Genomic DNA, 22,776 nt, shown 5'->3' on the forward strand with positions numbered 1-22,776 from the left:
CCGCTGAGTGATTTTGGAAACAAATAAGGCGCCATGAGGCGCCTTATTTATATACATATCAACTTATTGCTAAGTCTGAATTAGCTCTTTTGTCTACGCATTGCGTCAAAAAACTCATCGTTGGTCTTGGTCATCGACAGCTTACTGATGAGGAAGTCCATGGCATCAATTTCAGACATCTCGTGAACAATTTTGCGCAGGATCCACATTTTCTGTAGTTCGTCTTGCGCGGTAAGTAGCTCTTCACGACGGGTACCTGAGCGGTTGAAGTCGATAGCTGGGAATACACGTTTTTCCGCAATCTTGCGGTTAAGGTGAAGTTCCATGTTACCTGTACCTTTGAACTCTTCGTAGATAACTTCATCCATTTTAGAGCCGGTATCGATTAATGCCGTTGCAATAATAGTTAGGCTGCCGCCTTCTTCAACATTACGTGCAGCACCGAAGAAGCGCTTAGGCTTGTGCAATGCATTTGCGTCGACACCACCAGTAAGTACCTTGCCCGATGAAGGAATAACCGTGTTATACGCTCGCGCCAAACGAGTTATTGAGTCAAGCAAGATAACCACGTCTTTTTTATGTTCTACAAGACGCTTCGCTTTTTCAATTACCATTTCAGCCACTTGTACGTGACGACTTGCCGGTTCATCAAACGTTGATGCAACCACTTCACCCTGTACAAGGCGGTGCATTTCGGTTACTTCTTCCGGACGCTCGTCGATAAGCAATACCATTAACTCACAATCGGGGTGGTTAGCAGCGATTGACTGGGCAATGTTCTGAAGAAGGAGCGTTTTACCGGCTTTAGGCGGTGCAACGATAAGGCCACGCTGACCTTTACCGATTGGCGATGCTAAATCAAGTACACGAGCCGTGATATCTTCCGTTGAACCGTTACCGCGTTCCATACGCAAGCGGTCTGCCGCGTGAAGCGGTGTAAGGTTTTCGAAAAGGATTTTGTTACGTGAATTTTCAGGCTTGTCGAAATTTACTTCGCGAATTTTTAGCAGAGCAAAATATCGTTCACTGTCTTTAGGTGGACGAATTTTTCCGGCAATTGTATCACCTGTACGCAAGTTGAAGCGTCGAATTTGGCTTGGCGATACATAGATATCGTCTGGCCCTGCAAGATACGAAGAGTCAGCTGAGCGTAAGAAGCCGAAACCGTCCTGTAAAATTTCTAGTACCCCATCACCAAAGATATCTTCACCGCTTTTTGCGTGTGTCTTTAGTATTGAGAAAATGATGTCTTGTTTTCTGGCGCGTGCCATGTTTTCCAGGCCCATTTCCTCGGCCAGGTTAACCAACTCGCTTATTGGTTTGTTCTTTAATTCAGTTAAATTCATACTGGTGGGTCTTTGTGCTTGAACTTCGCTTACAGGACTTAAAGTCACTCTGTTCTAGTTTAGATTTGATATCACCCGGATGTGGGCGTAAGCAGAATGCTGCTCGGATGAGCGCTAAGGAAAAGTTAGCACTATATTTAATCAACGTCCAGCGTTTTACCACCGAAATGTTAAATAAATTGAAGCGCCCTTTCCTAAAACTAAATGCAAGTACCTGTGGTGCAAATAAAAACCGGCGCTTTATTCGCACCGGTTTTTTTATTTTGTTTCAATTACAGATTTTCGTTTAGAAATTCTGTTAATTGAGCTTTTGATAGCGCGCCAACTTTAGTAGCAGCTACGTTACCGTTTTTGAAAAGTAGTAATGTAGGAATACCACGAATACCATATTTAGGTGGAGTTTCGTTATTTTCATCGACATTCAACTTGCCAACTGTTAACTTGCCTTCAAACTCGGTCGCAACTTCTTCTAAGATTGGTGCGATCATTTTACACGGGCCACACCATTCGGCCCAGAAGTCAACCAGTACAGGACCTTCAGCATTGATAACATCTGCTTCGAATTTATCGTCAGATAACTGGATAATTTTGTCGCTCATTCTTTTCTCCATTATTGGTCTGTCGCTGATTTGTCTCAGCCCGACCATAAGTGTTATATAGAAACTGTTTTTTAATGCAAGCACTGATAAGCTATAAGCTATGCCTACTCACTTAACTGATACTCATTTTTCCGACCTGCCGATTAACGGCAAGGTTGTTGACGCCTTAACGGCAGCTAATTTTTCACATTGTACACCAATTCAAGCACTTGCACTGCCTCCATTATTGGAAGGTCACGACATTGCAGGTCAGGCTCAAACAGGAACCGGTAAAACCATTGCCTTTTTGGTGGCTACATTTCACTATTTGCTAAGCAAAGCAGAAAATGCAGATAACAGCAAATCAAATGGCCCTCGCGCAATTATTATGGCGCCGACCAGAGAGCTCGCCGTTCAAATTTATAACGACGCCAAACTGCTTAGTGAGCATACCGGATTGTCGCTTGGTTTGATCTATGGGGGCGAAGGTTACCAAAGTCAACGTGAAACTTTGGAAGAAGGGGTGGATATTATAATTGGTACGACAGGACGCATTCTTGATTACTACAAACAGAATGTGTTTACTCTGAATAATATTCAGGTTGCCGTACTTGATGAAGCCGACCGCATGTTCGATTTAGGCTTTATTAAAGATATCCGCTTTTTGTTCCGCCGTATGCCACCGGCAAGCGACCGTTTAAGCATGCTATTTTCTGCTACGCTTAGCTATCGCGTACAAGAACTTGCCTATGAGCATATGAATAACCCAACTCACGTTCAGGTTGCTCCAGAACAAACGACGGCGACTCGCGTTTCTCAAGAGTTATTTTATCCGTCTGATGATGACAAGATGTTACTTCTTCTTACGCTACTTGAAGAAGAGTGGCCGGATAAAGCGATTGTTTTTGCCAACACTAAAAATAGCTGTGAAAAAGTCACCGACTGGCTAACCGCTGATGGACATCGCGTAGGCTTACTAAGCGGTGATGTACCGCAGAAAAAACGCCTGGGGATTCTAGAAGGCTTTACAAAGGGTAGCCTAGATATCTTGGTAGCAACTGACGTTGCGGCTCGAGGTCTTCATATCGACGCGGTAACTCACGTATTTAACTATGACCTTCCTGACGATGCTGAAGACTATGTGCACCGAATTGGCCGTACTGGTCGCGCAGGTCAAAGCGGCGTCGCAATTAGTTTTGCATGTGAAAAATACGCACTAAACTTACCTGCTATCGAGCAATACATCCAAAAAGCGATCCCGGTTACCGATTATGACCGCAGTGCCCTGCTTGATGATGTAACGCCGCCCAAGCCACGCAGACGACGTACGCCTAACAACCGCAATTCGTCACGTCGTGGTAACGGCAGAGGTCGTGGGAAACCCCAACAACGCAATAACAAAGCGTAAGGTAGTTAATAAGAATCGAGATTTTATGCAGGCAGAACTCCAGCACGATGCCCAAACCTACGGCGAGTACTACGCAGCCGTAGACTTGGGCTCTAACAGCTTTCATATGGTGATTGTTCACGTCGTTAATGGCAGTGTGCAAATAATAGGGAAAATTAAGCAAAAAGTACGTTTAGCGGCAGGGCTAGACGATGACTTAGTACTTGATGATGTAAGCATGGAGCGCGGCTGGCAATGCCTGCAAGTTTTCTCGGAACGCCTGCAAGATATCCCTTCTTCTAATATCAAAATAGTCGCTACGGCTACTCTACGCCTTGCGACCAACGCGCATGTTTTCGTTCGCAAAGCTGAAGAAATTCTTAATCACAAGCTCAACGTGATAAGCGGCGAGGAAGAAGCGCGACAAATTTACCTTGGCGTAGCCTATACATCAGCTAACCAAGGTAACAGTCTAGTCATTGATATTGGAGGTGCCAGCACCGAAATTATTATCGGGAACGATATGCAACCTATTCACTTGAAAAGTTTGGATATGGGCTGTGTGACTTTTATGGAGCGCTATTTCACGGGCGGTACCATAACCGAAGATAACTTCGAAAACGCTAAAAAAGCGGCCCATGCATTGATTGATAATGTATCGAGTGCTTTTTTGTGTTTCGACTGGGAAAATTGTTTAGGTGCGTCGGGAACGCCACAAGCGATTACCGAGATTTTGGTAGCGCAGGGTATCAGCGACGCCATTCGCTTAGATTATCTGTACCACTTGGAAAAGCAGTGCGTCGAATGCGGCAGTATAAAAAGCCTCGATATAGACGGTTTAGAAGACAATAGAAAAGCTATTTTCCCTTCTGGCTTGGCGATTCTTATCAGCTTGTTTGAAGCGCTGAATATCAAACATATGAATATCTCTGGCGGAGCTTTGCGCGAAGGGCTTATCTACGGGATGTTAGATAACGTTACTGAAAATGATAGACGTCAACAAACGCTCAACCAAGCAAAGCAGCGTTATCACGTTGATAGAAACCACGCTAATTCGGTTCGCCATGTAGCACTTGCTTTATGCCACCAGCTTTGTGCCCAACAAAATATTTGTCACCTAGATACGGAAACTATTTTAGGGGCTGCTGCACAATTGCATGAAATTGGTCTTCACATTGAATATAAACGCCATCACGAACATGGTGAATATATTCTAAGTCATATAGATTTACCGGGGTTTACTCGTTTGCAACGCTCAGCAATTCGCGATCTTGTTGCGCAGCACCGTTTAACAATTGATGCGGAAATTTTTGATAAGTATCACGAAGATTATCGCCCTATGCTAAAGGGAATGCTTCGAGTATTACGCATAGCCGTGGTTTTATGTCTTCGCCGACAAAACAAACATATCCCAGAAGTTTCTCTGCAATGTGAAGACAGTAAGTGGACGCTTACTTTCCCCGAAGGCTGGCTAAAGTCTCACCCTTTAATCAATGCTGAGTTAGCAAACGAGTGCTGGTTACAACACAAAGCTGGGTGTGAGCTAGTGTGTAAGTAAACACTCACACCCATGTCATATGAGTTAAAAAAGCCGTGCTAAGCACGGCTCTTTATTAAGATACATAATCAGATATCACTTAAGCTTGGCGTCTATTTACCATTTTGCTTTGCTAGTAGCTCCGCAGCTTTAGGTGCGAAATAGGTTAAGATGCCGTCTGCACCTGCGCGTTTAAATGCAAGTAACGACTCTAAAATTACCGCTTCTTCGTTTAGCCAACCGTTCGCAAAGGCAGCTTGATGCATAGCGTATTCGCCACTTACTTGGTAGGCAAATGTTGGCACTTTAAATTCATCTTTGCAGCGTCTTACTACATCTAAATAAGGCATACCGGGCTTCACCATTACCATGTCTGCGCCCTCTTCTATATCAAGGGCAATCTCATGAAGCGCCTCGTCGGTATTTGCTGGGTCCATCTGATAGGTTTTCTTGTTGCCGCCTTTGATATTTGCGGCAGAGCCGACTGCATCGCGAAATGGACCATAGTAAGCCGAGGCGTATTTGGCCGAGTAAGCCATAATACATGTATTAATATGGCCTGCCTCTTCAAGTGCCTTACGAATACTGCCAATGCGTCCATCCATCATGTCAGAAGGCGCAACAATGTCAGCACCAGCTTCGGCATGTGACAAAGCTTGTTTGATGAGAACCTCAACGGTTTCATCGTTCATCACATAACCGGTTTCGTCTAGAAGACCATCTTGTCCATGAGACGTGAAAGGGTCTAATGCAATATCAGACATCAGTATGACTTCAGGGAAAGCCTTTTTAAGCGCCCTCATAGCTTGTTGAGCAAGGCCATCAGGATTAAATGCTTCACTTGCACATTCCGTTTTTAGCGACATAGGTGTTACAGGGAAAAGTGCAATGGTTCTAATACCTAATGCTACCCAATTTGCGGCTTCTCGAACCAGCAAATCGATAGAAAGCCTTTCAACACCAGGCATAGAGGGTACGGCTTCCCTGGTGTTTTCACCAGGCAACACAAAGACGGGGTAAATTAAATCATCCGTAGTTAGCCTGTGCTCTGCCACAAGCCCTCTTAACGCCTCTTTGGCACGTAGTCTACGCATACGACGGAGAGGGAAAGGTGAAGACGTCATAGTTTTTCCTGTAAGTATTTGTGTATCACTGTGTTTCGCCCTGAAGCTTTCGCTTCGTACAGGCAGTCATCAGCATATTTAAATAATCTTTGCGCGTGCTCTTCATCCGCGATAATGGTTGTAGAAACACCTGCGCTAGCGGTTAGCTTAATCATTTGTCCCTCGTATTCAAGTGGACTGTTTTCTAAGCTATGTCGAATATTCTCAGCTACGTGGTACGCGCCGTTCAAATCGGTATTAGGCAATATAATGGCGAACTCTTCACCACCTATGCGACACAAATCATCTGTTGGGCGATGGATGAGTTTCTGAAAGACATTGGTTACATGAATTAAGCACGCATCTCCACCATCGTGCCCGAATTCGTCGTTAATTTTTTTGAAGTGGTCCACGTCAACAATGATCAGTGATAACGGCGTTTGCTCACGGCGGCTTCGCCTTCCCTCCGACCGCAAGCGTTTATCAAAGTGTCGTCGGTTGTGTGCCCCTGTGAGCGGGTCTATTGCGTTAAGTCTTTCCAACTCTTGGTTCACATCAGAAAGCTCACGCAGCGTTATCTCTAACTCGAGCGTGCGTTCCTGAACTTTATATTCCAGATCATCTTGGTAGCGCTTTTGCACTTCCAACAAATTTTCCTTAGCGGTATTCGCTTGTTTTTCTTGCTCAAGGGCAAACTGCTGTGCATCAATTAAGTCGTCACGACTGTGGCTGTAATTGATCGCCAGTATCAGCGCCAATATTAAGGTTTCTACGGTTCCACCTATAACTAACAAGTCATTAGACGAAATAGGTAGCTGGATAATATTTACATTATCTAGACTTGCACACAGACCACTAATTAGCAGAAAGCCCCAAGCGATTGTGAAATAGCGCGCTACGGCTTCTCGCTTAAGCGAAAGCCACACACCTAGAGCTAGGATAAAAATGACAACAAGGCTTAATAATAGAAGAAACGCTTTTATCATCAGCCAATAGGGCAAAACAATACCCGCAATAATACTCAAGCCGCAAGCCCAACTAATAGCTTTGGTCACGTTATCAAGCTTGTTACTGTAATTTTCAATAGGCAGAAGACTACGAGTAAATAGCGCCGCAAACATTATAGTCGCGTTTGCAAATACGATAATTGCTTTACTCTGAAACCAAATGTTTGTGGGCCAAACATAAGAAAAGCCGTAACCGTGAAGCGTCATTAAAACAAGCGCTAGGTTAATTACGTAACCCGAATAAAACAAAAAGGACGCATTTTTAGTTGTGACAGTTAAAAACGCATTACTCACTCCCATTGCTAGCAATACGCCAAAAAAGATGCCTAACACCAAGTTTCTAGTTGATGTGTATTCTATAAATTCTGTCTCCCCCCAAATACGAATGGGAAGGCGAACGCTGCCCGATGTTTGCAGTTTAATAATGACGCGCTGAGACTGCGCACTGTCAGGTAACGGGAACAAGGGTTTGACGTGCGCAATAGGTCTATCATCAAAGCTTTGTCCGTCGCCGCTAGAGTAAGTCACTATGGGTTTAGTGCCCGCTTGGCTATATACCGCTACATCCAAATTATCTAACAAGGGATAATCTATATGTAAGAGAAACCGGCTTTGGTTGCTTTTTGTTGGCTCGACTATTATTGAAAACCAGTGCACATCGGTGTTCATTCCTAAATTTACTGGGGATGAAACTTGAGTCCATTCACTAGCAGAAGTTTGAACAACACTATTGAAATCAAGTGTCGCCCCTTGAGTTTCTTTCAAATAGGTTAACTGTGAAAACCGAGGGGAGAGGCTTGTCGCTGGTGAGAGGTTAAGCAGAACTAAAGCAAATGCCACCACAGCAAGGGCAGTGATAAGAATGAGACCCGCATCATACTTGCGCATCGCTTTTAGATTTGTCTGCATATAAACCTATGTTTAGCTGAGAGAAAACAACTCACAGCTATTAGCATAACTGCTAATACGCAATTTATCAGTGTCAACTTGCAGATATTCGCCTAATTGCTGAGCGATATGGGGCAAAAAAGCGGGTTCATTATTGCGTTTACGCGGACGAAGTGTTTTTGGAAATAAATATGGGGCATCAGTTTCAAGGATAAGTTTGTTTGGCGGGATATGCTTTACAGCATCACGTAAATCAGCACCCCGCTTATCGTCGCATACCCACCCTGTGATACCGATATAAAGACCTAATGACACATACGCTTTAACCTGTTCTGCCGTGCCGGTAAAGCAGTGGGCAATTCCCCCTTTCAAACTCGGCATGTACTGAGTTAACAAGCCAATCTGTTCGTTAAAGGCATCTCTTTCATGTAAGTACACTGGTAAGTTCAATGACGTAGCTAGGTTTAACTGCGCTTCAAAAACCGCTAATTGAACATCTTTGGGAGAAAAATTACGGTTAAAGTCTAACCCGCACTCACCTATAGCTACACACCCTTGATGCTGAGCAAGTTCACGTAATCGGTCGTAGTCGCCTTCAGTGACATCTTTGGCGTTATGAGGGTGTACACCAATGGTGAAGCAGCAATGATCAGGGTGCTTTTCATAAAGCGCTACGGCAGCGTCCCACTCGTTGGGATGAGTGGTAATGACGCACAGCTTTTCAACACCGGCGTCTTGTGCACGTTGTATGACTTCTTCGGCGTCAAAACGCTTATCGAGCAGATTGACGCCCGCATCGAACCAAGGCATTTACTTAATGCGTTTCACTTTCATGCGCTTGTTTAGACCTTCAACCCCTAAATAAAAGGCTCCAAGAAGACCACGTTCAACAGTAACAGCTTGCCCTTCCTTAATTTTCAAATAGGTTTGATCCGTTTGCTGCCAAACAGAACCATCGCTGAAGGTTAGCACATACTTATCGCGAAGATTTTTCTTAATTGCGTTAATAGTAACTGCAATTTCTGAGGTCGCTTTTGTTAAGTCGCGCTTGTGCTCTAAACCAAATTCATGTTCCGGCTTTGTGGGCACGGGTTGTTGACCAACCTGAGCTGGGCGTGGGCGAGCTTGCGCGCTATTGCTTGGCTTATATTCCTTAAGCTGACTCACTTGCTCGTTAGCACCTTCATATTGGTTTAACGACTTTGCCACACCGTCATAGCACATTAGACGTTTAAGGCTATTGTCTGTAATACGGCATTTTTCCATCGCTTCGCCGATAGATTCAGCGTATGCTTGGGTCGCACTAAAAGCACACAGTAAAGTGGCAATAGAAAGCAGTTGAGTTTTCATTCTTATTCCTTTCTCTTTTTCTTTTATGTATTATCAGTGGCTTCTTCTGACTCATCTTCGCTTGGCTTTTTACCCGCATAAAAGCCACCTACGATAACGCCAACTTCAAATAGCAACCACATTGGTATAGCTAACAGAGTCTGAGAGATAATATCTGGTGGCGTTAGCAACATGCCTACTACAAAGGCACCGACAACCACATACGGCCGTTTGGCTCTTAGCGACTTCGCATCAGTCACGCCTGTCCAACACATCAAAATAATGGCTATCGGTATCTCAAATGAGACCCCAAATGCGAAGAACAGTTTCAATACAAAGTTTAAGTAACTCGATATATCAGTACTTACCGTCACCCCTTCCGGCGCCACGCTGGTAAAAAATGCGAACGCGATAGGAAATACAACAAAATAGGCAAAGGCCATACCGGCATAAAATAGTAAGGTACTAGATAAAAGCAGTGGCGCAACAAGGCGTTTTTCATTTCGATATAAGCCTGGCGCAACAAAGCCCCATACTTGATAAAGTACATAGGGAATGGCAACGAAAAACGACAACACCAACGTAAGCTTAAAAGGCGCGAAAAACGGCGATGCCACATCGGTTGCAATCATACTTGAATTCTCAGGTAGCGTTTCAAGTAATGGCATTGCCAACAGCTGGTAAAGGTCTTGTGCGAAAGCGGCAAGACACACAAATACGATCAGCACGCTCAAAAGCGCTTTAAGAATACGGCTGCGTAATTCAATTAAATGAGAAATGAGATTGTTAGCGTCAGACATCTATTGCTTTTTATATGGTTCTTGAACCGACTCGGCGGCTTTTTTTAGCTCATCGACACTTTGTTCAAGTTCAGGTGAAAGATCTTTAAGCCCTTGCTGCTCTGCTTTTTTCAAGTTTTCATGCAATTCATGCACGCGCAGCTGATGCTCAACTTCTTGCTTAAAGCCCGTTGCTACATTACGCACGCTGCGAATTGTATTTATAGTAGAACGCATGGCACCTGGCAGTCGTTCGGGCCCCAAAATAAGGAGTGCCAACACGCCTACTACCAATAGCTCCCAAAAGCCGATATCAAACATCAGGATTTTTCTTTAACGTCGCTCTGCGTCTTTGTCGAAACAGGTTCAGCCGCTGACTTTTCTTCAACTTGCTTCTTTTGTTCAAAGTCGGCGTCTTTATCTTCTTCGCTCACAGCTTTTTTGAAGCCTTTGATTGCACCGCCTAAGTCAGTGCCTATACCTTTAAGTCGTTTTGTACCAAACAATAGTACTACGATAACCAGTATGATCAGCAACTGCCAAATACTAATACCACCCATAAAAATGATCTCCATTACATCGTTGTACACAGTATGCCATTGCCCGCAAATGCTTTCACCTGAATATTTACTCGAATGAATAAAGATTGACGTTTTGGCAGCGACAATACATTCTCTGTATATCTTAAAAGCGAATAGTGAATACATTCAACTATTCTAATTTTTACAAGGAGTTAGTGAGCAATGTTGTGCCTTACCATTGTCTATTGTCATTTGTTGCTCTCTGCCCCCTCACCGCTGAATAATCAAGCACACACGTTGAATCACCCCGTAAACACGACCAGTAGAAGTGCTGCTTACCCAGACGCCGTAAGACCTTCACATGCCCATTCATCAAATATCGTCACGCAAGTAAATGACACGCAGTCTCTTACACTGGCACAGGACAATGAACAGTGGTTTGATATCTGGCAGCGAAGCTTTACTGACACTATGGACTTTACCGTTAAGCAACTAGATGGCTTATTTGAAAACGATAGCACTCAAAACATTTCAGGACGCAAAGAAGCAAATGCGGAAGGGCGTATTCAACTTTCATGGGAGCCAAGAAGCAACATGCTCTCGGATACTGACTTACGCTTTCGGATTCGTGTTCGACTGCCGGCTTTAAAAGAGCGCGTTGATTTACTATTGAGCGACAATGAAGATGAAACGCAGAACAATACAATACGGGCAGCGAGAGATACCGGAAATAACGACCGAGATAGAACGACTATTGCATTAAGGTTTCGCCCAGAACAAGATTCACATTATTCGTATAGAGTTGGCGCGGGACGTCGCGACCAACTCTATGCCATGACGCGATACAAAGACGCATTCGCCTTTTCCAAGCAGTGGGCCATGCTTTATGACGCAGAGCTTTATTATTACACCCGTGACCGATTAGGGGCTGAACTTGGATGGGCAGTTCAATATGAGATGAGTAAAAAACATCTTATTCGCCAAAACAATCGCTTTTACTTTCGAGACGATACGAATGACTGGTTGTGGCGCCACGAAGTACATCATTTGTTTTCGGTAGACCAACACAACGCTGTTATACCCCACTTAATGGTGGAGGGGTTGAGCCAACCTAATTATCGCGTGGAAGAAATCTACGGCGGGTTTAGATGGCGAAATAACATGCTGCGCGATTGGCTTTTCTTTGAAGTTGAACCCTTCGTATTATGGTTAAGAGAAGAGGATTTCAAAACCTCTTATGGCTTAGCTTTGCGCGTTGAAGCTTATTATGGGCGAGATATATAACTTAAGTGAACACCTATAAAAAAGGCTGTCGTCAGACAGCCTTCTGTAAGCGATTAAACACCTGAAGACTAAGGGCGAAGCGCCCTATCACCTCGAGCAAGACCACACACACCGGTGCGCGATGACTCGATAATTTCAGCACATTGCCCCATGGTTGCAGCAAATGCATCTAACTTATCTGTAGTGCCCGTAATTTCAATGGTGTAGTTGTTTACGTTCACATCCACTATGCGCGCACGGAAAATATCAGAATTCCGCTTCACTTCAGCGCGTACCGACTCTGTGCGGGTAGCGACTTTAATCAGCATCAGCTCACGCTCGATGTGCGTACCTTCAGTAAGATCCACGACCTTTAGCACATCAATTAGCTTGTTTACTTGCTTAGTGATTTGCTCGATAACCTTGTCATCGCCGTGGGTGATAATTGTTAGACGCGAAAGGCTCGCATCATCGGTCGGTGCCACACACAGTGAGTCGACGTTGTAACCGCGCTGTGAGAATACACCAACAATTCGAGAAAGTGCGCCAGGGGCGTTTTCCATTAATACAGAGATAATACGTTTCATCAGGTTCGCTCCGTCTTGCTTAAGCGCATGTCATCCATTGCGCCAAACTTAATTTGCATTGGATATACGTGTTCGTTTTGGTCTACTGCTATGTCCATAAACACTAAGCGATCTGTGTAGCTGAAACATTTCTCCATTGCTGCGTCTAGTTCGTCGAGCTTGTCTACTTTAATACCTACGTGCCCGTAAGCTTCCGCCAACTTCACAAAGTCTGGCATTGAATCCATATACGAGTGTGAGTGACGCCCTTTATAAATCATATCCTGCCATTGACGAACCATACCTAAGGCACGGTTATTCAATGAAATAATCTTGATAGGCAAGTTGTACTGCAAACAGGTAGACAGCTCTTGAATATTCATTTGAATACTGCCATCACCTGTTACAACCACAGATGTTGAGCCTGGGTGCGCAAACTGAACGCCCATTGCAGCCGGTAAACCAAAGCCCATAGTGCCAAGACCACCTGAGTTAATCCACTGACGCGGTTTATCATAAGGGTAATAAAGCGCAGCAAACATTTGGTGCTGACCTACATCAGAGCTTACATAGGCTTTTCCGTCGGTATGCTTATACAAGGCTTCAATAACGCGCTGTGGCTTAATGACTTCTTCACCTTGCGCGTAGTTCAAGCACTCACGAGAACGCCATGTTTCTATTTGCTGCCACCAGTCGGCTAGCTTTTCGCTTTGACCTGATAAATCTTTCTTATTTACCTGACTCAAAATTTGATCAAGTACTTTATCCACCGAACCTACAACAGGAATATGTGCATTGACGGTTTTAGAAATTGATGCGGGGTCGATATCAACGTGGATAATATCTGCATGAGGGCAGAATTTATCTACATTATTGGTAACACGGTCATCAAAACGTGCGCCTAACGCAATAATACAATCGGCGTTGTGCATGGTTTTGTTTGCTTCAAGCGTGCCGTGCATACCAAGCATACCAATAAATTGCTTATGCGTTCCCGGCATAGCGCCAAGGCCCATTAGCGTACAAGTTACCGGAGCATTCAGCTTTTCAGCTAATTCAATAACTTTTTCTGACGCATCGCAAGCTACTGCACCGCCACCAACATACAATACAGGGCGTTCTGCTTTAAGAAGCGACTCAACCGCTTTCTTAACCTGCTTGGGATGGCCCTTTTCTGTCGGGTTATAAGAACGCATGGTAACGTCAGTTGGATACACATAAGGGTGTTCTTCCGCTACGTTCACAATATCTTTTGGTAAATCTACAACCACAGGGCCAGGACGACCTGTGTTTGCAATGTAATAGGCTTTAGCAATCGCTTCTGGAATGTCTACCGCGCGCTTAACCAAGAAGCTGTGTTTAACGATAGGACGCGAGCACCCTACCATGTCAGTTTCTTGGAATGCGTCTTCACCAATGTGCTTCGACGGCACCTGTCCCGATAAAATTACCATCGGGATAGAGTCCATGTACGCAGTAGCAATACCTGTAATAGTATTCGTTGCGCCTGGACCTGATGTGACGAGCACTGTGCCGGTTTTGCCAGTTGAACGTGCATAACCATCCGCCATGTGGGCGGCTGCCTGTTCATGACGTACGAGGACGTGTTTGACATCATCTTGCGCAAATAACGCATCATAAATGTCTAGTACGGCACCACCTGGGTAGCCGAACACGTGTGTCACTCCTACATCTTTTAGCGCTTCAACCACCATGGCTGCGCCCGACATCATTTTCACAGTGCTTTCTCCTGTAATGGGTTGGGGGGTTTGTCAGCGTACGTTGACGATGCCCCGACTATATCTAAGGTAATAGGAAGATAAAACACTAAATTGCGTAAAAGTGAGATATATATCCCAATATTCGCAATAATTAGGATGAACATTTCGACCAATGTGTGATTTTGACGAAAAATAGGATGTTTATTTACACAAAATTAACAGCATGAAGAATAAAAATGATAGGCACGAAGAAAATGCCTTTATCTACCGTTCGTTGATAAAGGCGAAACCTTAATCATCGAGGCCGATATTAATGTCACTGTTATCGCTTATATCCTCATCATCGTCAACTTCTTCTACAGCTGGGCGCCTAGAGCCATAAATGCTTGCAGTTTTCGGTCTATTGATTCGCGCTTGGTATTTTAACCACGCTTTTTCTTGAGGCGTCGCGGGTTCGCGATGGCCAAGAGCCGATTCTAAATAGGCTTGTTCTTCGTCGTTTTCTGGCGTGATTTTCCCGTCGACCAAAGCGGCAAACAAGCTCCCATGTGCTTGTAAAAGCTTGCTCTCATTAATTGAAAAATCTCCTGAACGCGCGAAGCCGTAAGGGTAGTTTTTCTTATCTGCGAAGGGTTTTCTGGTGACCTGTTCTTTTGTGATTACAGACATCTTAACCTCTTTCATTGCGGCTCCTCGGGTTGCTTGAAAAGAGGATTGCCACTTAAAAGTTGAATGAAATAGACTTCCGATATAGCGCCTTAATCGCTTACCACATTATTCTTAGATGTGTTTTTGAATACTGTCAATTAGAAATAGACGTGTCGTAAAAACTTAATATAGCTCTTTAAAACAGATATAAAAAAAGGTCGCAAAAGCGACCTTCAAATAACTAGACATAGTTTAGCGTTTTTCGCTAACCCACACCGTAATAGTGCCATCTACAACCACTGTCCCTTCAGCGTTGTAAGCCTTAACAGAAATGGGTAAATCACCCGGTTTCCATGCATCAGCGGGCACTTCGGCGACACAGCGAATGTCTGAGTCCGCTTTTGCAGGGTATTTCACTTCCATACCCTTTGGGATCCACCTAAGGCTTTTAGGGATTGACGCTTCACACATAAAGCCCATGGCCATTTCTAAACCATTACAAATAGCAATCACGTGAACCGTGCCAATGTGATTTTCTACCCCTTTGCGCTTTTTGATAAGCACTTCACAGTAGTTAGGTTTAATGTCTGTAATAAGCGGTGAAACGGTTGAGAAATAAGGCGCTCTGCGCGCTGAATACCAGCTAAACAGTTTCTTGCCGAAAGGCAGTTCTAAGAATTTATTATAAGTATTGAGTACATAGTTCTTTGACATAATTGTTCACGCCGATTTTTTAGAAATAACTAATTCAGGAGCATAGTGCTTCTGCACCGTCGCCTTGATCATCTGGTTAGACCAGTGCGCATAACGTTAACATAATCGTTACGTTTAACGGTTGCAAACGAATCTGCATTTTTTCTATTAAATAATACCTAATGACTTCTGCAGTGCCTCAGTTTGCGAGGCATAGCGCTTCCAGCGGCCTATTGAACGAGTATTTATTGGTTCTCTTACCTGAACTTTACTTGCTGTAGATACGGGAAGCTTGTTGTTTTCGACCCGTAGACACTGCTCTTCCCAAGGCAAATTACAAAACGCCAACAGCTCTTTAACTTCAGCAGTTGGATGTTGAACAAGTTGTTCATATGATTGCAGACGAATAGCATCTGGGTAAGTCTCAGCAAATTTTCTCACCCACTTTTCGAAGCTTTGATAAAGCTGCCCTATCACATTAAGGTCGTATGCATACGCGTAGTAAGGACTGTGAATAGAAAATAACTGTCTAAAATTACCTATACAAGTATCCATAGGATTGCGTAGTAAACACACAATTTTTGCATTAGGCAAAGCTTGACGAATTAAGTCGATATAAAAGAAGTTAAACGGCAGTTTATCAACTAAGTGTTTTGAATCTTGTCGAAGGAAGGCCGTGCGCTGGAGATAGCGTTCTCCAACCTTTCCTAAATCACTTTTATATGCCCGTTCAATGGTAGATGTATCGAGCACGAGTTGACTGCGAGTTTGGGTTACCTCTTTAACAGCAACGCCAAAATCTTGTAGCTCTCCTCCAGAGGCAACTAACGAATGATGACTTAGTATCCGCTCAACTAACGTTGTGCCGCTGCGAGGCATACCTACAACAAAAATTGGAGCGTCGCTTTGGGAACCACGACTAGAAAAGTAATCGGGGTTTACCTGTGCCTGCAAATTACTGTGAAGAGTGCTGAATATAGCCTGATAATCTTTCAGCGTGCTTTCGCTACGTGCTTTTTGGGGTGCTTTTGCGTGGTTTAGTGCTTCAAAAGCATGAGTATAGTCACCTAATGCTTCGTACTCTTTCGCGAGTGCATGCCCTACATGTAGACGCGCATCAGGATTTTCCTTTACCTTTTCAACTAGAGGCTCAAGTCGCGCTAGATGATTACTTTCAGGCGAAACACCGCCCAGATCAGACAGGGCAAAATGCGCTTGAAAGAAATTAGGCTGGCTATCGATAGCTTGTTCAAAATGCTTTCTGGCTAGCTCAAATTTTCCTGCAAACTTGCAGCTAACAGCATAGTTGTAGTGGTATTGTGGATTTGCTGACGCCAAAGCAAGGGCCTTTTCAAAATAGGCAATTGCATCTTCATGCAGCCCTACTCTGGATAACGAAACGCCAACCGTATCTAAGTCGAGGGCACGAGTAAGGCTCTCCACTGGCGCACACGATACAAACTCAAGCGCTTGCTGCATATCGCCTTTCAGTGCAAAACATTTCGCTAGATAGGCAAAGGTAATGGGACGGTTTTCTATCTCATTAGACTTAGTTAACAAGGCAATTGCCTTTTCTATTTGGCCAATTTCAATATGAATAATGCCAAGTAAAAAATAGGCGTGAGCATGCGGCCCGAATTGCTGAATGACTTCAACACAACAGCGATGTGCTTGTGTATAGTCACGGTGTGATAAAAACCGGACCGCATCGTCTAAACGAGTTTGGCTTGTATTCATTTTTGTCTTTTTTTTAAAACCGTTTAAATACGAAAAAGGCGCTTACACGTTAAGCGTAGCGCCTTTAATATTATATCGTGTAGCAATAACTATACTACATGCCAAATTGATACTTAAACATCAATCCCACAGTACGCGGTGTTAGCACATAGTGGCCATAGTTTCGCTGTAACTCAGTGCCATTTGGCTCTAGGGTGTCGTTAAATTGACCTAGACCAATATCGCCCACGTTACGACGAGTTGAAGTAAACGCATACTTATCGAATAAGTTATCGATATAAAGCGTTACCGACCAGTCTTCATCTGAAATAGTGGCGTTTAAATTACTTACCGCATAACCGGGTAACGCTTCACCATCTTGACGAAGACCAACAGTGGTATACACATCGCTTTGCGCAGTGATACCGTAGTTCACATTCAGCATTTTATCGTCAAATACTTCTTGGCTGTATGTAATACCAAATGAGAACTGATGCTCTGCAGTTCCTGGTAAACGGTCGCCATCTTTACCATCGTAAAAGTCTTGAAGCTCTGTGCCCTGCTCATCAAACACACCAAATAAGAATGGTGCGTCTGCTGTTAACTCCGCTTGAGTGTAGGCATATGTTGCATAAGTCGTGATATTGTCGCCAATAATGCCACGAACCGAGAATTCCGCTCCTTTCGACTCCGCACCTTCTGCATTAACAATAATTGGCTGCTGACCATTGACTGTGGCACCCGACACCTGAGGGTCTTGCCAGTTAACGTAGAATAGCGCCGTATTTAATTGTAGCTTGTTTCTGAAGAAGCTGGTTTTAACGCCTAGCTCGTAGTTAGTTGTGGTGTCAGCCTCAAAAAGTTGCTCTTCAGGAGTAGCACAAACTATCTGGTTGTTCAGATCATCAACATTATCAGGGCAAGCTCCAACGCTATTCGCGCCACCAATTCTAAAGCCTTCGCTGATGGTTAAATAACCCATAGTACTCGCGGTAAATTGATAGCTAGTGTTGAACTTGAATAACGTGCCGCTATCGTCAGCCTCTGTCTCGCCATAATCTAGCACAATAGAATCAGACGCTCGGCTTTCAAATACAGAATTATACAGCGGTAAATCTACGGCCGAACGTGAATAGACATCATATTGATATGCGCGCAAGCCTAGTGTTACGTCCCAGTCTCTTGTTAACTCGTAAGTAAGTTCTCCAAACAATGCTTTTTCAGTAACCTCACTTTCGTCTACTGAAAAGTATTCAAGCGAATCCGGACGGTAGTTGCCCTCTACACCCCACACTTCGATAGCATACACATCAAAGTTAGGCGTAAATTCTTTACTGCTGCCTTCACTGTCTACATCGTAATAAAAGCCGCCGACAATCCAAGAAAGAGGGCCGTCAGTTTGCGAAACTAGGCGAAGTTCTTGCGTGAAGATTTCACGCTCTTCCTCTTCTTCGGTGTATGCAGAGAACGCTGGAAATTCTTCATAGCTATAGTCTAAGCGAATAAGAAGGTCAGTTTGGTCACGTTGCCCATTGGCTTCAAAGTTTGATAAGCCTGTTGCGGACACTAATTCTGCAAACCCTAAATCTGCACTCATCTCAAGGCTTAGTAACTCATCTTCTTTCTCGCGAGGCTCTTCATAGCGATACGCTGACTCATACTCACCAATAACTTCACTCAAAGGATTCTCAGAGGAAAGTGCGTCGTAATGGGTAATTGAGCGACCTTCAACGTCTTGCTTTTGATAGAAGTAAGTCAATGTGCTGTCAAACCAATCGTTTGGTGCCCAGCGCACTGCAATGCGGCCCGTTAGCGTATCTTCACCGTTGGCATCTTCAACCTGCCTTAAGTTACTATTTACTTCTTCTTCGTTAGACCAATCTGGGTCAGGCAGCGATACACCGCCTTCTTTTACTACATAGTTGTAGTCAAGGAAGCCAGGGTTATTGAAATAGTTTAGTGACGCACGTACCGCTAATTCACCATCAATAATAGGTGCATTAAAGACAATACTGCTTTCTCCGCCTAGCGAGTCACTTTCGCTAATGCTGAATACATCACCTGTTACTTCACCAGACATAAACTCTAGGTCAACTTTCTTAGGAAGGTAGCGAATAGCGCCACCTAAAGTACCGGCCCCATAAAGCGTACCTTGCGGCCCCAATAAGAACTTCAACCCGATCCACGTCGACTAGACGCATGTTTAGGAAAAGAGGAATGTCGCCAAAATAAGTGGCTACCGTGCCCCCATTTGAACCAGGACCTGATGAATTAGTATTTAGACCACGTACGATAATTGGAGAGTCGTTTCGCCCGCCCTGATCTGTAACAGTAAGACCAGGTACCCAACGGGCTACGCCGTCAAGATCTTCAATATTCTGTTGGTCTAACACGTCAGATGTTAGTGCAGAAATATTAATAGGCACCTCCTGAAGGGTGCCACTTCTGCGCGTTGCAGTTACTTCTACTTTTTCAATTTGTTTTTCATCTACTGCAACCGTTTGGGCGTATGCGCCTTGGCTTGAGCAAGCGGCTAATACTGCGCCCGCTACAGCGGAAATGTGAAAAGGAGCACTTTTACTCTGCATGTTCTCTCTCTTTAAATGGACATTACTAAAAAGTCACTAGCCCATTCCATTGGAAAAACAGAGTCCTTCTGATTGAGTGTTTCTAGCGTGAATTGGGTAATTATGCGTACCGGCTCGATCTTGGTCGCCTTACTCTTATTTATCGTTACTATTCACTGAAAAGGGTCTAGAGCCTATAGCTCAGCAGAATACGTGCCGGAATTTGCGCGCATTCTAATATAAAAACCGGTAAAAGCCAGATCAAAACAGGGTATTTATTCATATTAAGTGCAATTAATCTCAAAAAATGACACAAGAAGAGGCAGGCGCACTGTATAAGAACTCACAAAAAATAATTTTTTAATACATATTTCAACTACTTATAGACTTTAACCTACAGTCTAATCATGAGCGCACCAATTTGATGCAAATACGGTGGAATTAATATCCAGAACCAGAGAGTAATGTGATTTAAACGAAAAACTTAAAAGTCATTCGTTATATAGTCGACTATTAATATAATCATTGAAGCGAGTGTTATCCCTACACTTTACTGTTCCCTGGACGGCTGTAGAGTCGGGTGAAGAAGGGAAATCGCGATCCTCAATGGTTACCCCCTCATTTTTACTGAGGGTGCTGAGTAACTTTCCTTTCAAAGCAACTGCGATTATGGGATATGAATACTGAAAAAAAGTCTGGAGCGGGAAACGAGATTCGTCAACTGGCCGACACTCGGTCGCGGGCCCTTCAAAGGGTCGCATTGATACGGTAATCGAAGTCTGTTACAAAAATAGAAGTGTAAAAATTTGGAGCGGGAAACGAGATTTGCCAACTGGCCGACACTCGGTCGCGGGCCCATCAAGGGGTCGCATCAATACATCTGCAAATGTTTATATTTTCGTGAGGTTTTAAAATTTGGAGCGGGAAACGAGATTCGTCAACTGGCCGACACTCGGTCGCGGGCCCTTCAAAGGGTCGCATCAATACATCTGCAAATGTTTATATTTTCGTGAGGTTTTAAAATTTGGAGCGGGAAACGAGATTCGAACTCGCGACCCCGACCTTGGCAAGGTCGTGCTCTACCAACTGAGCTATTCCCGCATAGAGTCGATGCTGTGCATCTTTTGATATCTGATTAGATTCAGATTTAAATTTGGAGCGGGAAACGAGATTCGAACTCGCGACCCCGACCTTGGCAAGGTCGTGCTCTACCAACTGAGCTATTCCCGCAACAAAAGAGGTACTTCGTTTGAAGTGGTGCGCATTTTACAAAAATTTTGGGGTAACGCAACCTTTAATTCTACTTTTTTTGCACCTCAACGTTTGAATGCTTAAATCGTAAACACTTTCTCACGATAATAACGCATTTCTTCAATAGACTCGCGAATATCATCTAGCGCCAAGTGCACGCCTTTCTTTTCAAAACCATCTAATATTTCAGGCTTCCAGCGGCGCGTTAACTCTTTTATTGTACTTACATCAATATTTCTATAGTGGAAGTAAGCTTCAAGCTCGGGCATGTACTTCACCATAAACCGTCTGTCTTGCCCAATAGTGTTTCCACACAGCGGTGACTTGCCTGCATCTACCCATTGCTCCAAAAAGGCAATGGTCTGCGCCGATGCTTCTTCTACACTTATTTTACTTTCTCGACAGCGCGCAGTTAACCCGCTTTCACCATGAACTCGTGTGCACCACTCGTCCATATTGTCTAACACGTCATCGCTTTGATGTACTGCAATCACAGGGCCTTCGGCCAAAACATTTAGCTGTGCATCGGTGACTATGGTCGCAATTTCCATTACTACACAGGTTTCAGGATCTAACCCTGTCATTTCCATGTCTATCCAAACAAGGTTACTGTCGTGTTTACTCATTACTTTCCTCTTTGCGCTACAGGCATGGCAACCACGCCTTACAAACGGTATTATTGCCATAGTATACGTGAAACTAGAAAAGAATCGTGGCGAAAAAACCAAAACTTACACATCGACAGAAACGACAGGTTGCAGCTAACCGAAGCAAGCGCTTAAATGAAAAGCATGGCACTAAAGGTGCCGTCAACCTAGATGAAAGTACGCTAGAAAGTGGCACTGTTATTGGTCGCTTTGGCAAACATGCCGATGTTGAAGATGCCAGCGGCGAAGTTTCCCGCTGTCACATTCGTCGAACGGTAGACTCTGTGGTGTGTGGCGACAAGGTATTTTTCAGCAAAGGAGATGATGCTGAGTCGGGTGTAAAGGGTGTGATTGAAATAGTAAAAGACAGGCATTCTGTACTAACTCGCCCAGATTATTACGATGGTATTAAGCCCATTGCGGCTAATATCGACCGAATCATTGTGGTCAGTGCTATTCTACCTACTCTTTCACTGAATATTATCGACCGCTATCTCGTTGCGTGTGAAGATATCGGTATTACCCCACTCATTGTACTCAACAAAGTTGAGTTGCTTAGTGACGAACAACGCACAAGCGTTACAGAGCAGCTTAAAACCTACGAAAATTTAGGCTATGAAGTGCTATTTACCAGTTGTAAAACAGGTGAAGGCATTAGCAAACTAAATGAATACCTTAATGATAATATCAGCGTTTTCGTAGGCCAGTCCGGTGTAGGCAAATCGAGCCTTATTAACCAAGTTCTGCCAGACGCCGATGAATTAACCGGCGATATTTCAGATAACTCAGGTCTGGGTCAGCACACGACCACAGCAGCTAAACTGCTCCATTTGCCGGCTGGGGGTGATTTAATTGATTCTCCAGGGGTGCGTGAGTTTGGCTTGTGGCATATTCCTACCGAGCGAATTACGTGGGGCTTTATTGAGTTTAGAGATTATTTGGGCGGCTGTAAATTTAGAGACTGCAAGCACTTAAATGATCCCGGCTGCTTATTGAGAGAAGCTGTTGAGGAAGGAAAAATTAGGGCCGAACGCTTCGATAGCTACCATAGAATTTTGACAACCATGGAAGAGCAGCGCCCCAGCCATAGTCAGCCACCGGGGGCATAACAACTACCCTAGGGTTGTGACGCCGTTAAAACGCCCGAAACACAGAAGCGCTAAAAGAGCACATCACTTATTACCGGCATTAAGTTTACTGACATTGAGTGGCAACGCTAACCCAGTAAA

19 protein-coding genes, 2 tRNA genes and 1 pseudogene are annotated in these 22,776 nt (G+C 44.1%); 4 read left to right on the plus strand and 18 right to left on the minus strand.

Going from position 1 to position 22,776, the window contains the following annotated elements; translation table 11 throughout:
- Window positions 1–80: 80 nt before the first annotated feature.
- Together rho and trxA are read right to left on the minus strand one after the other, a co-directional pair.
- A complete protein-coding gene (gene rho, locus D1814_RS05250) occupies window positions 81–1,346 on the minus strand; it encodes a transcription termination factor Rho (protein WP_014948094.1) in 1,266 nt (421 codons plus the stop codon).
- 272 nt (window positions 1,347–1,618) lie between these two features.
- Complete coding sequence (trxA, locus tag D1814_RS05260; protein WP_118490421.1) at window positions 1,619–1,945, minus strand: thioredoxin TrxA; 327 nt, start codon at window positions 1,943–1,945, stop codon at window positions 1,619–1,621.
- Window positions 1,946–2,045: 100 nt separating this feature from the next.
- On the opposite strand from trxA, the gene rhlB reads away from it, so the two are divergent.
- Together rhlB and D1814_RS05270 are read left to right on the plus strand one after the other, a co-directional pair.
- On the plus strand, window positions 2,046–3,332 hold the full coding sequence (rhlB, locus tag D1814_RS05265; RefSeq protein WP_118490422.1) for an ATP-dependent RNA helicase RhlB: 1,287 nt from the start codon (window positions 2,046–2,048) through the stop codon (window positions 3,330–3,332).
- A 25-nt stretch (window positions 3,333–3,357) separates the two neighbouring features.
- Window positions 3,358–4,869, plus strand: a complete 1,512-nt coding sequence (locus D1814_RS05270; RefSeq protein ID WP_118490423.1) for a Ppx/GppA phosphatase family protein — start codon at window positions 3,358–3,360, stop codon at window positions 4,867–4,869.
- Window positions 4,870–4,961: 92 nt separating this feature from the next.
- Here D1814_RS05270 and hemB read toward each other — a convergent pair whose 3' ends face one another.
- The 7 genes from hemB to tatA are packed head-to-tail and all read right to left on the minus strand — an operon-like array spanning window position 4,962 to window position 10,520.
- Window positions 4,962–5,972, minus strand: coding sequence for a porphobilinogen synthase (gene hemB / locus D1814_RS05275; protein ID WP_118490424.1), 1,011 nt, complete (start codon window positions 5,970–5,972; stop codon window positions 4,962–4,964).
- The gene (locus tag D1814_RS05280) at window positions 5,969–7,867 is read right to left on the minus strand and encodes a sensor domain-containing diguanylate cyclase (RefSeq protein WP_118490425.1); all 1,899 of its coding nucleotides are present in this window, start codon (window positions 7,865–7,867) and stop codon (window positions 5,969–5,971) included. The genes hemB and D1814_RS05280 overlap by 4 nt, the downstream gene beginning before the upstream one ends.
- Before the next feature lie 12 nt (window positions 7,868–7,879).
- Window positions 7,880–8,656 carry a TatD family hydrolase gene (locus D1814_RS05285; protein WP_118490426.1) on the minus strand — a complete coding sequence of 259 codons (777 nt, stop codon included), beginning with the start codon at window positions 8,654–8,656 and terminating at the stop codon, window positions 7,880–7,882.
- Window positions 8,657–9,196, minus strand: coding sequence for a hypothetical protein (locus D1814_RS05290; protein WP_118490427.1), 540 nt, complete (start codon window positions 9,194–9,196; stop codon window positions 8,657–8,659).
- A 23-nt stretch (window positions 9,197–9,219) separates the two neighbouring features.
- Complete coding sequence (gene tatC, locus D1814_RS05295; protein WP_118490428.1) at window positions 9,220–9,975, minus strand: twin-arginine translocase subunit TatC; 756 nt, start codon at window positions 9,973–9,975, stop codon at window positions 9,220–9,222.
- A complete protein-coding gene (gene tatB, locus D1814_RS05300; RefSeq protein WP_012517066.1) occupies window positions 9,976–10,275 on the minus strand; it encodes a Sec-independent protein translocase protein TatB in 300 nt (99 codons plus the stop codon).
- Window positions 10,275–10,520, minus strand: a complete 246-nt coding sequence (gene tatA, locus D1814_RS05305; RefSeq protein WP_232298316.1) for a Sec-independent protein translocase subunit TatA — start codon at window positions 10,518–10,520, stop codon at window positions 10,275–10,277. Before tatA ends, tatB begins: the two co-directional genes overlap by 1 nt.
- A gap of 177 nt (window positions 10,521–10,697) precedes the next feature.
- Between tatA and D1814_RS05310 the strand changes: the two genes are divergently transcribed.
- Window positions 10,698–11,759, plus strand: a complete 1,062-nt coding sequence (locus D1814_RS05310) for a hypothetical protein (protein WP_118490429.1) — start codon at window positions 10,698–10,700, stop codon at window positions 11,757–11,759.
- Between the two features lie 68 nt (window positions 11,760–11,827).
- On the opposite strand, the gene ilvN is transcribed toward D1814_RS05310, so the two are convergent.
- From ilvN to orn, 9 genes and pseudogenes are all read right to left on the minus strand, one after another.
- Window positions 11,828–12,325: an acetolactate synthase small subunit gene (gene ilvN, locus D1814_RS05315; RefSeq protein WP_118490430.1), complete on the minus strand. Its 498-nt coding sequence runs from the start codon at window positions 12,323–12,325 to the stop codon at window positions 11,828–11,830.
- Window positions 12,325–14,043 (minus strand): acetolactate synthase 3 large subunit, encoded by a 1,719-nt coding sequence (locus tag D1814_RS05320; RefSeq protein WP_118490431.1) that lies wholly within the window; start codon window positions 14,041–14,043, stop codon window positions 12,325–12,327. Before D1814_RS05320 ends, ilvN begins: the two co-directional genes overlap by 1 nt.
- A gap of 273 nt (window positions 14,044–14,316) precedes the next feature.
- On the minus strand, window positions 14,317–14,709 hold the full coding sequence (locus tag D1814_RS05325) for a DUF413 domain-containing protein (RefSeq protein WP_118490432.1): 393 nt from the start codon (window positions 14,707–14,709) through the stop codon (window positions 14,317–14,319).
- A 216-nt stretch (window positions 14,710–14,925) separates the two neighbouring features.
- The gene (locus D1814_RS05330) at window positions 14,926–15,387 is read right to left on the minus strand and encodes a hotdog fold domain-containing protein (protein ID WP_118490433.1); all 462 of its coding nucleotides are present in this window, start codon (window positions 15,385–15,387) and stop codon (window positions 14,926–14,928) included.
- Window positions 15,388–15,534: 147 nt separating this feature from the next.
- A complete protein-coding gene (locus tag D1814_RS05335) occupies window positions 15,535–17,103 on the minus strand; it encodes a tetratricopeptide repeat-containing sulfotransferase family protein (RefSeq protein ID WP_118490434.1) in 1,569 nt (522 codons plus the stop codon).
- 94 nt (window positions 17,104–17,197) lie between these two features.
- Window positions 17,198–19,670 (minus strand): annotated as a pseudogene (locus D1814_RS05340) (TonB-dependent receptor).
- 1,004 nt (window positions 19,671–20,674) lie between these two features.
- Window positions 20,675–20,750 (minus strand) — tRNA-Gly (locus D1814_RS05345).
- 53 nt (window positions 20,751–20,803) lie between these two features.
- Window positions 20,804–20,879 (minus strand) — tRNA-Gly (locus D1814_RS05350).
- A 101-nt stretch (window positions 20,880–20,980) separates the two neighbouring features.
- The gene (gene orn / locus D1814_RS05355; RefSeq protein ID WP_025256755.1) at window positions 20,981–21,526 is read right to left on the minus strand and encodes an oligoribonuclease; all 546 of its coding nucleotides are present in this window, start codon (window positions 21,524–21,526) and stop codon (window positions 20,981–20,983) included.
- An 86-nt stretch (window positions 21,527–21,612) separates the two neighbouring features.
- Here orn and rsgA point away from each other — a divergent pair, with 86 nt between their 5' ends.
- Window positions 21,613–22,656, plus strand: a complete 1,044-nt coding sequence (rsgA, locus tag D1814_RS05360) for a small ribosomal subunit biogenesis GTPase RsgA (protein ID WP_118490435.1) — start codon at window positions 21,613–21,615, stop codon at window positions 22,654–22,656.
- Window positions 22,657–22,776 lie beyond the last annotated feature (120 nt).

This window comes from Alteromonas sp. BL110 (assembly GCF_003443615.1).
Taxonomy (GTDB): domain Bacteria; phylum Pseudomonadota; class Gammaproteobacteria; order Enterobacterales; family Alteromonadaceae; genus Alteromonas.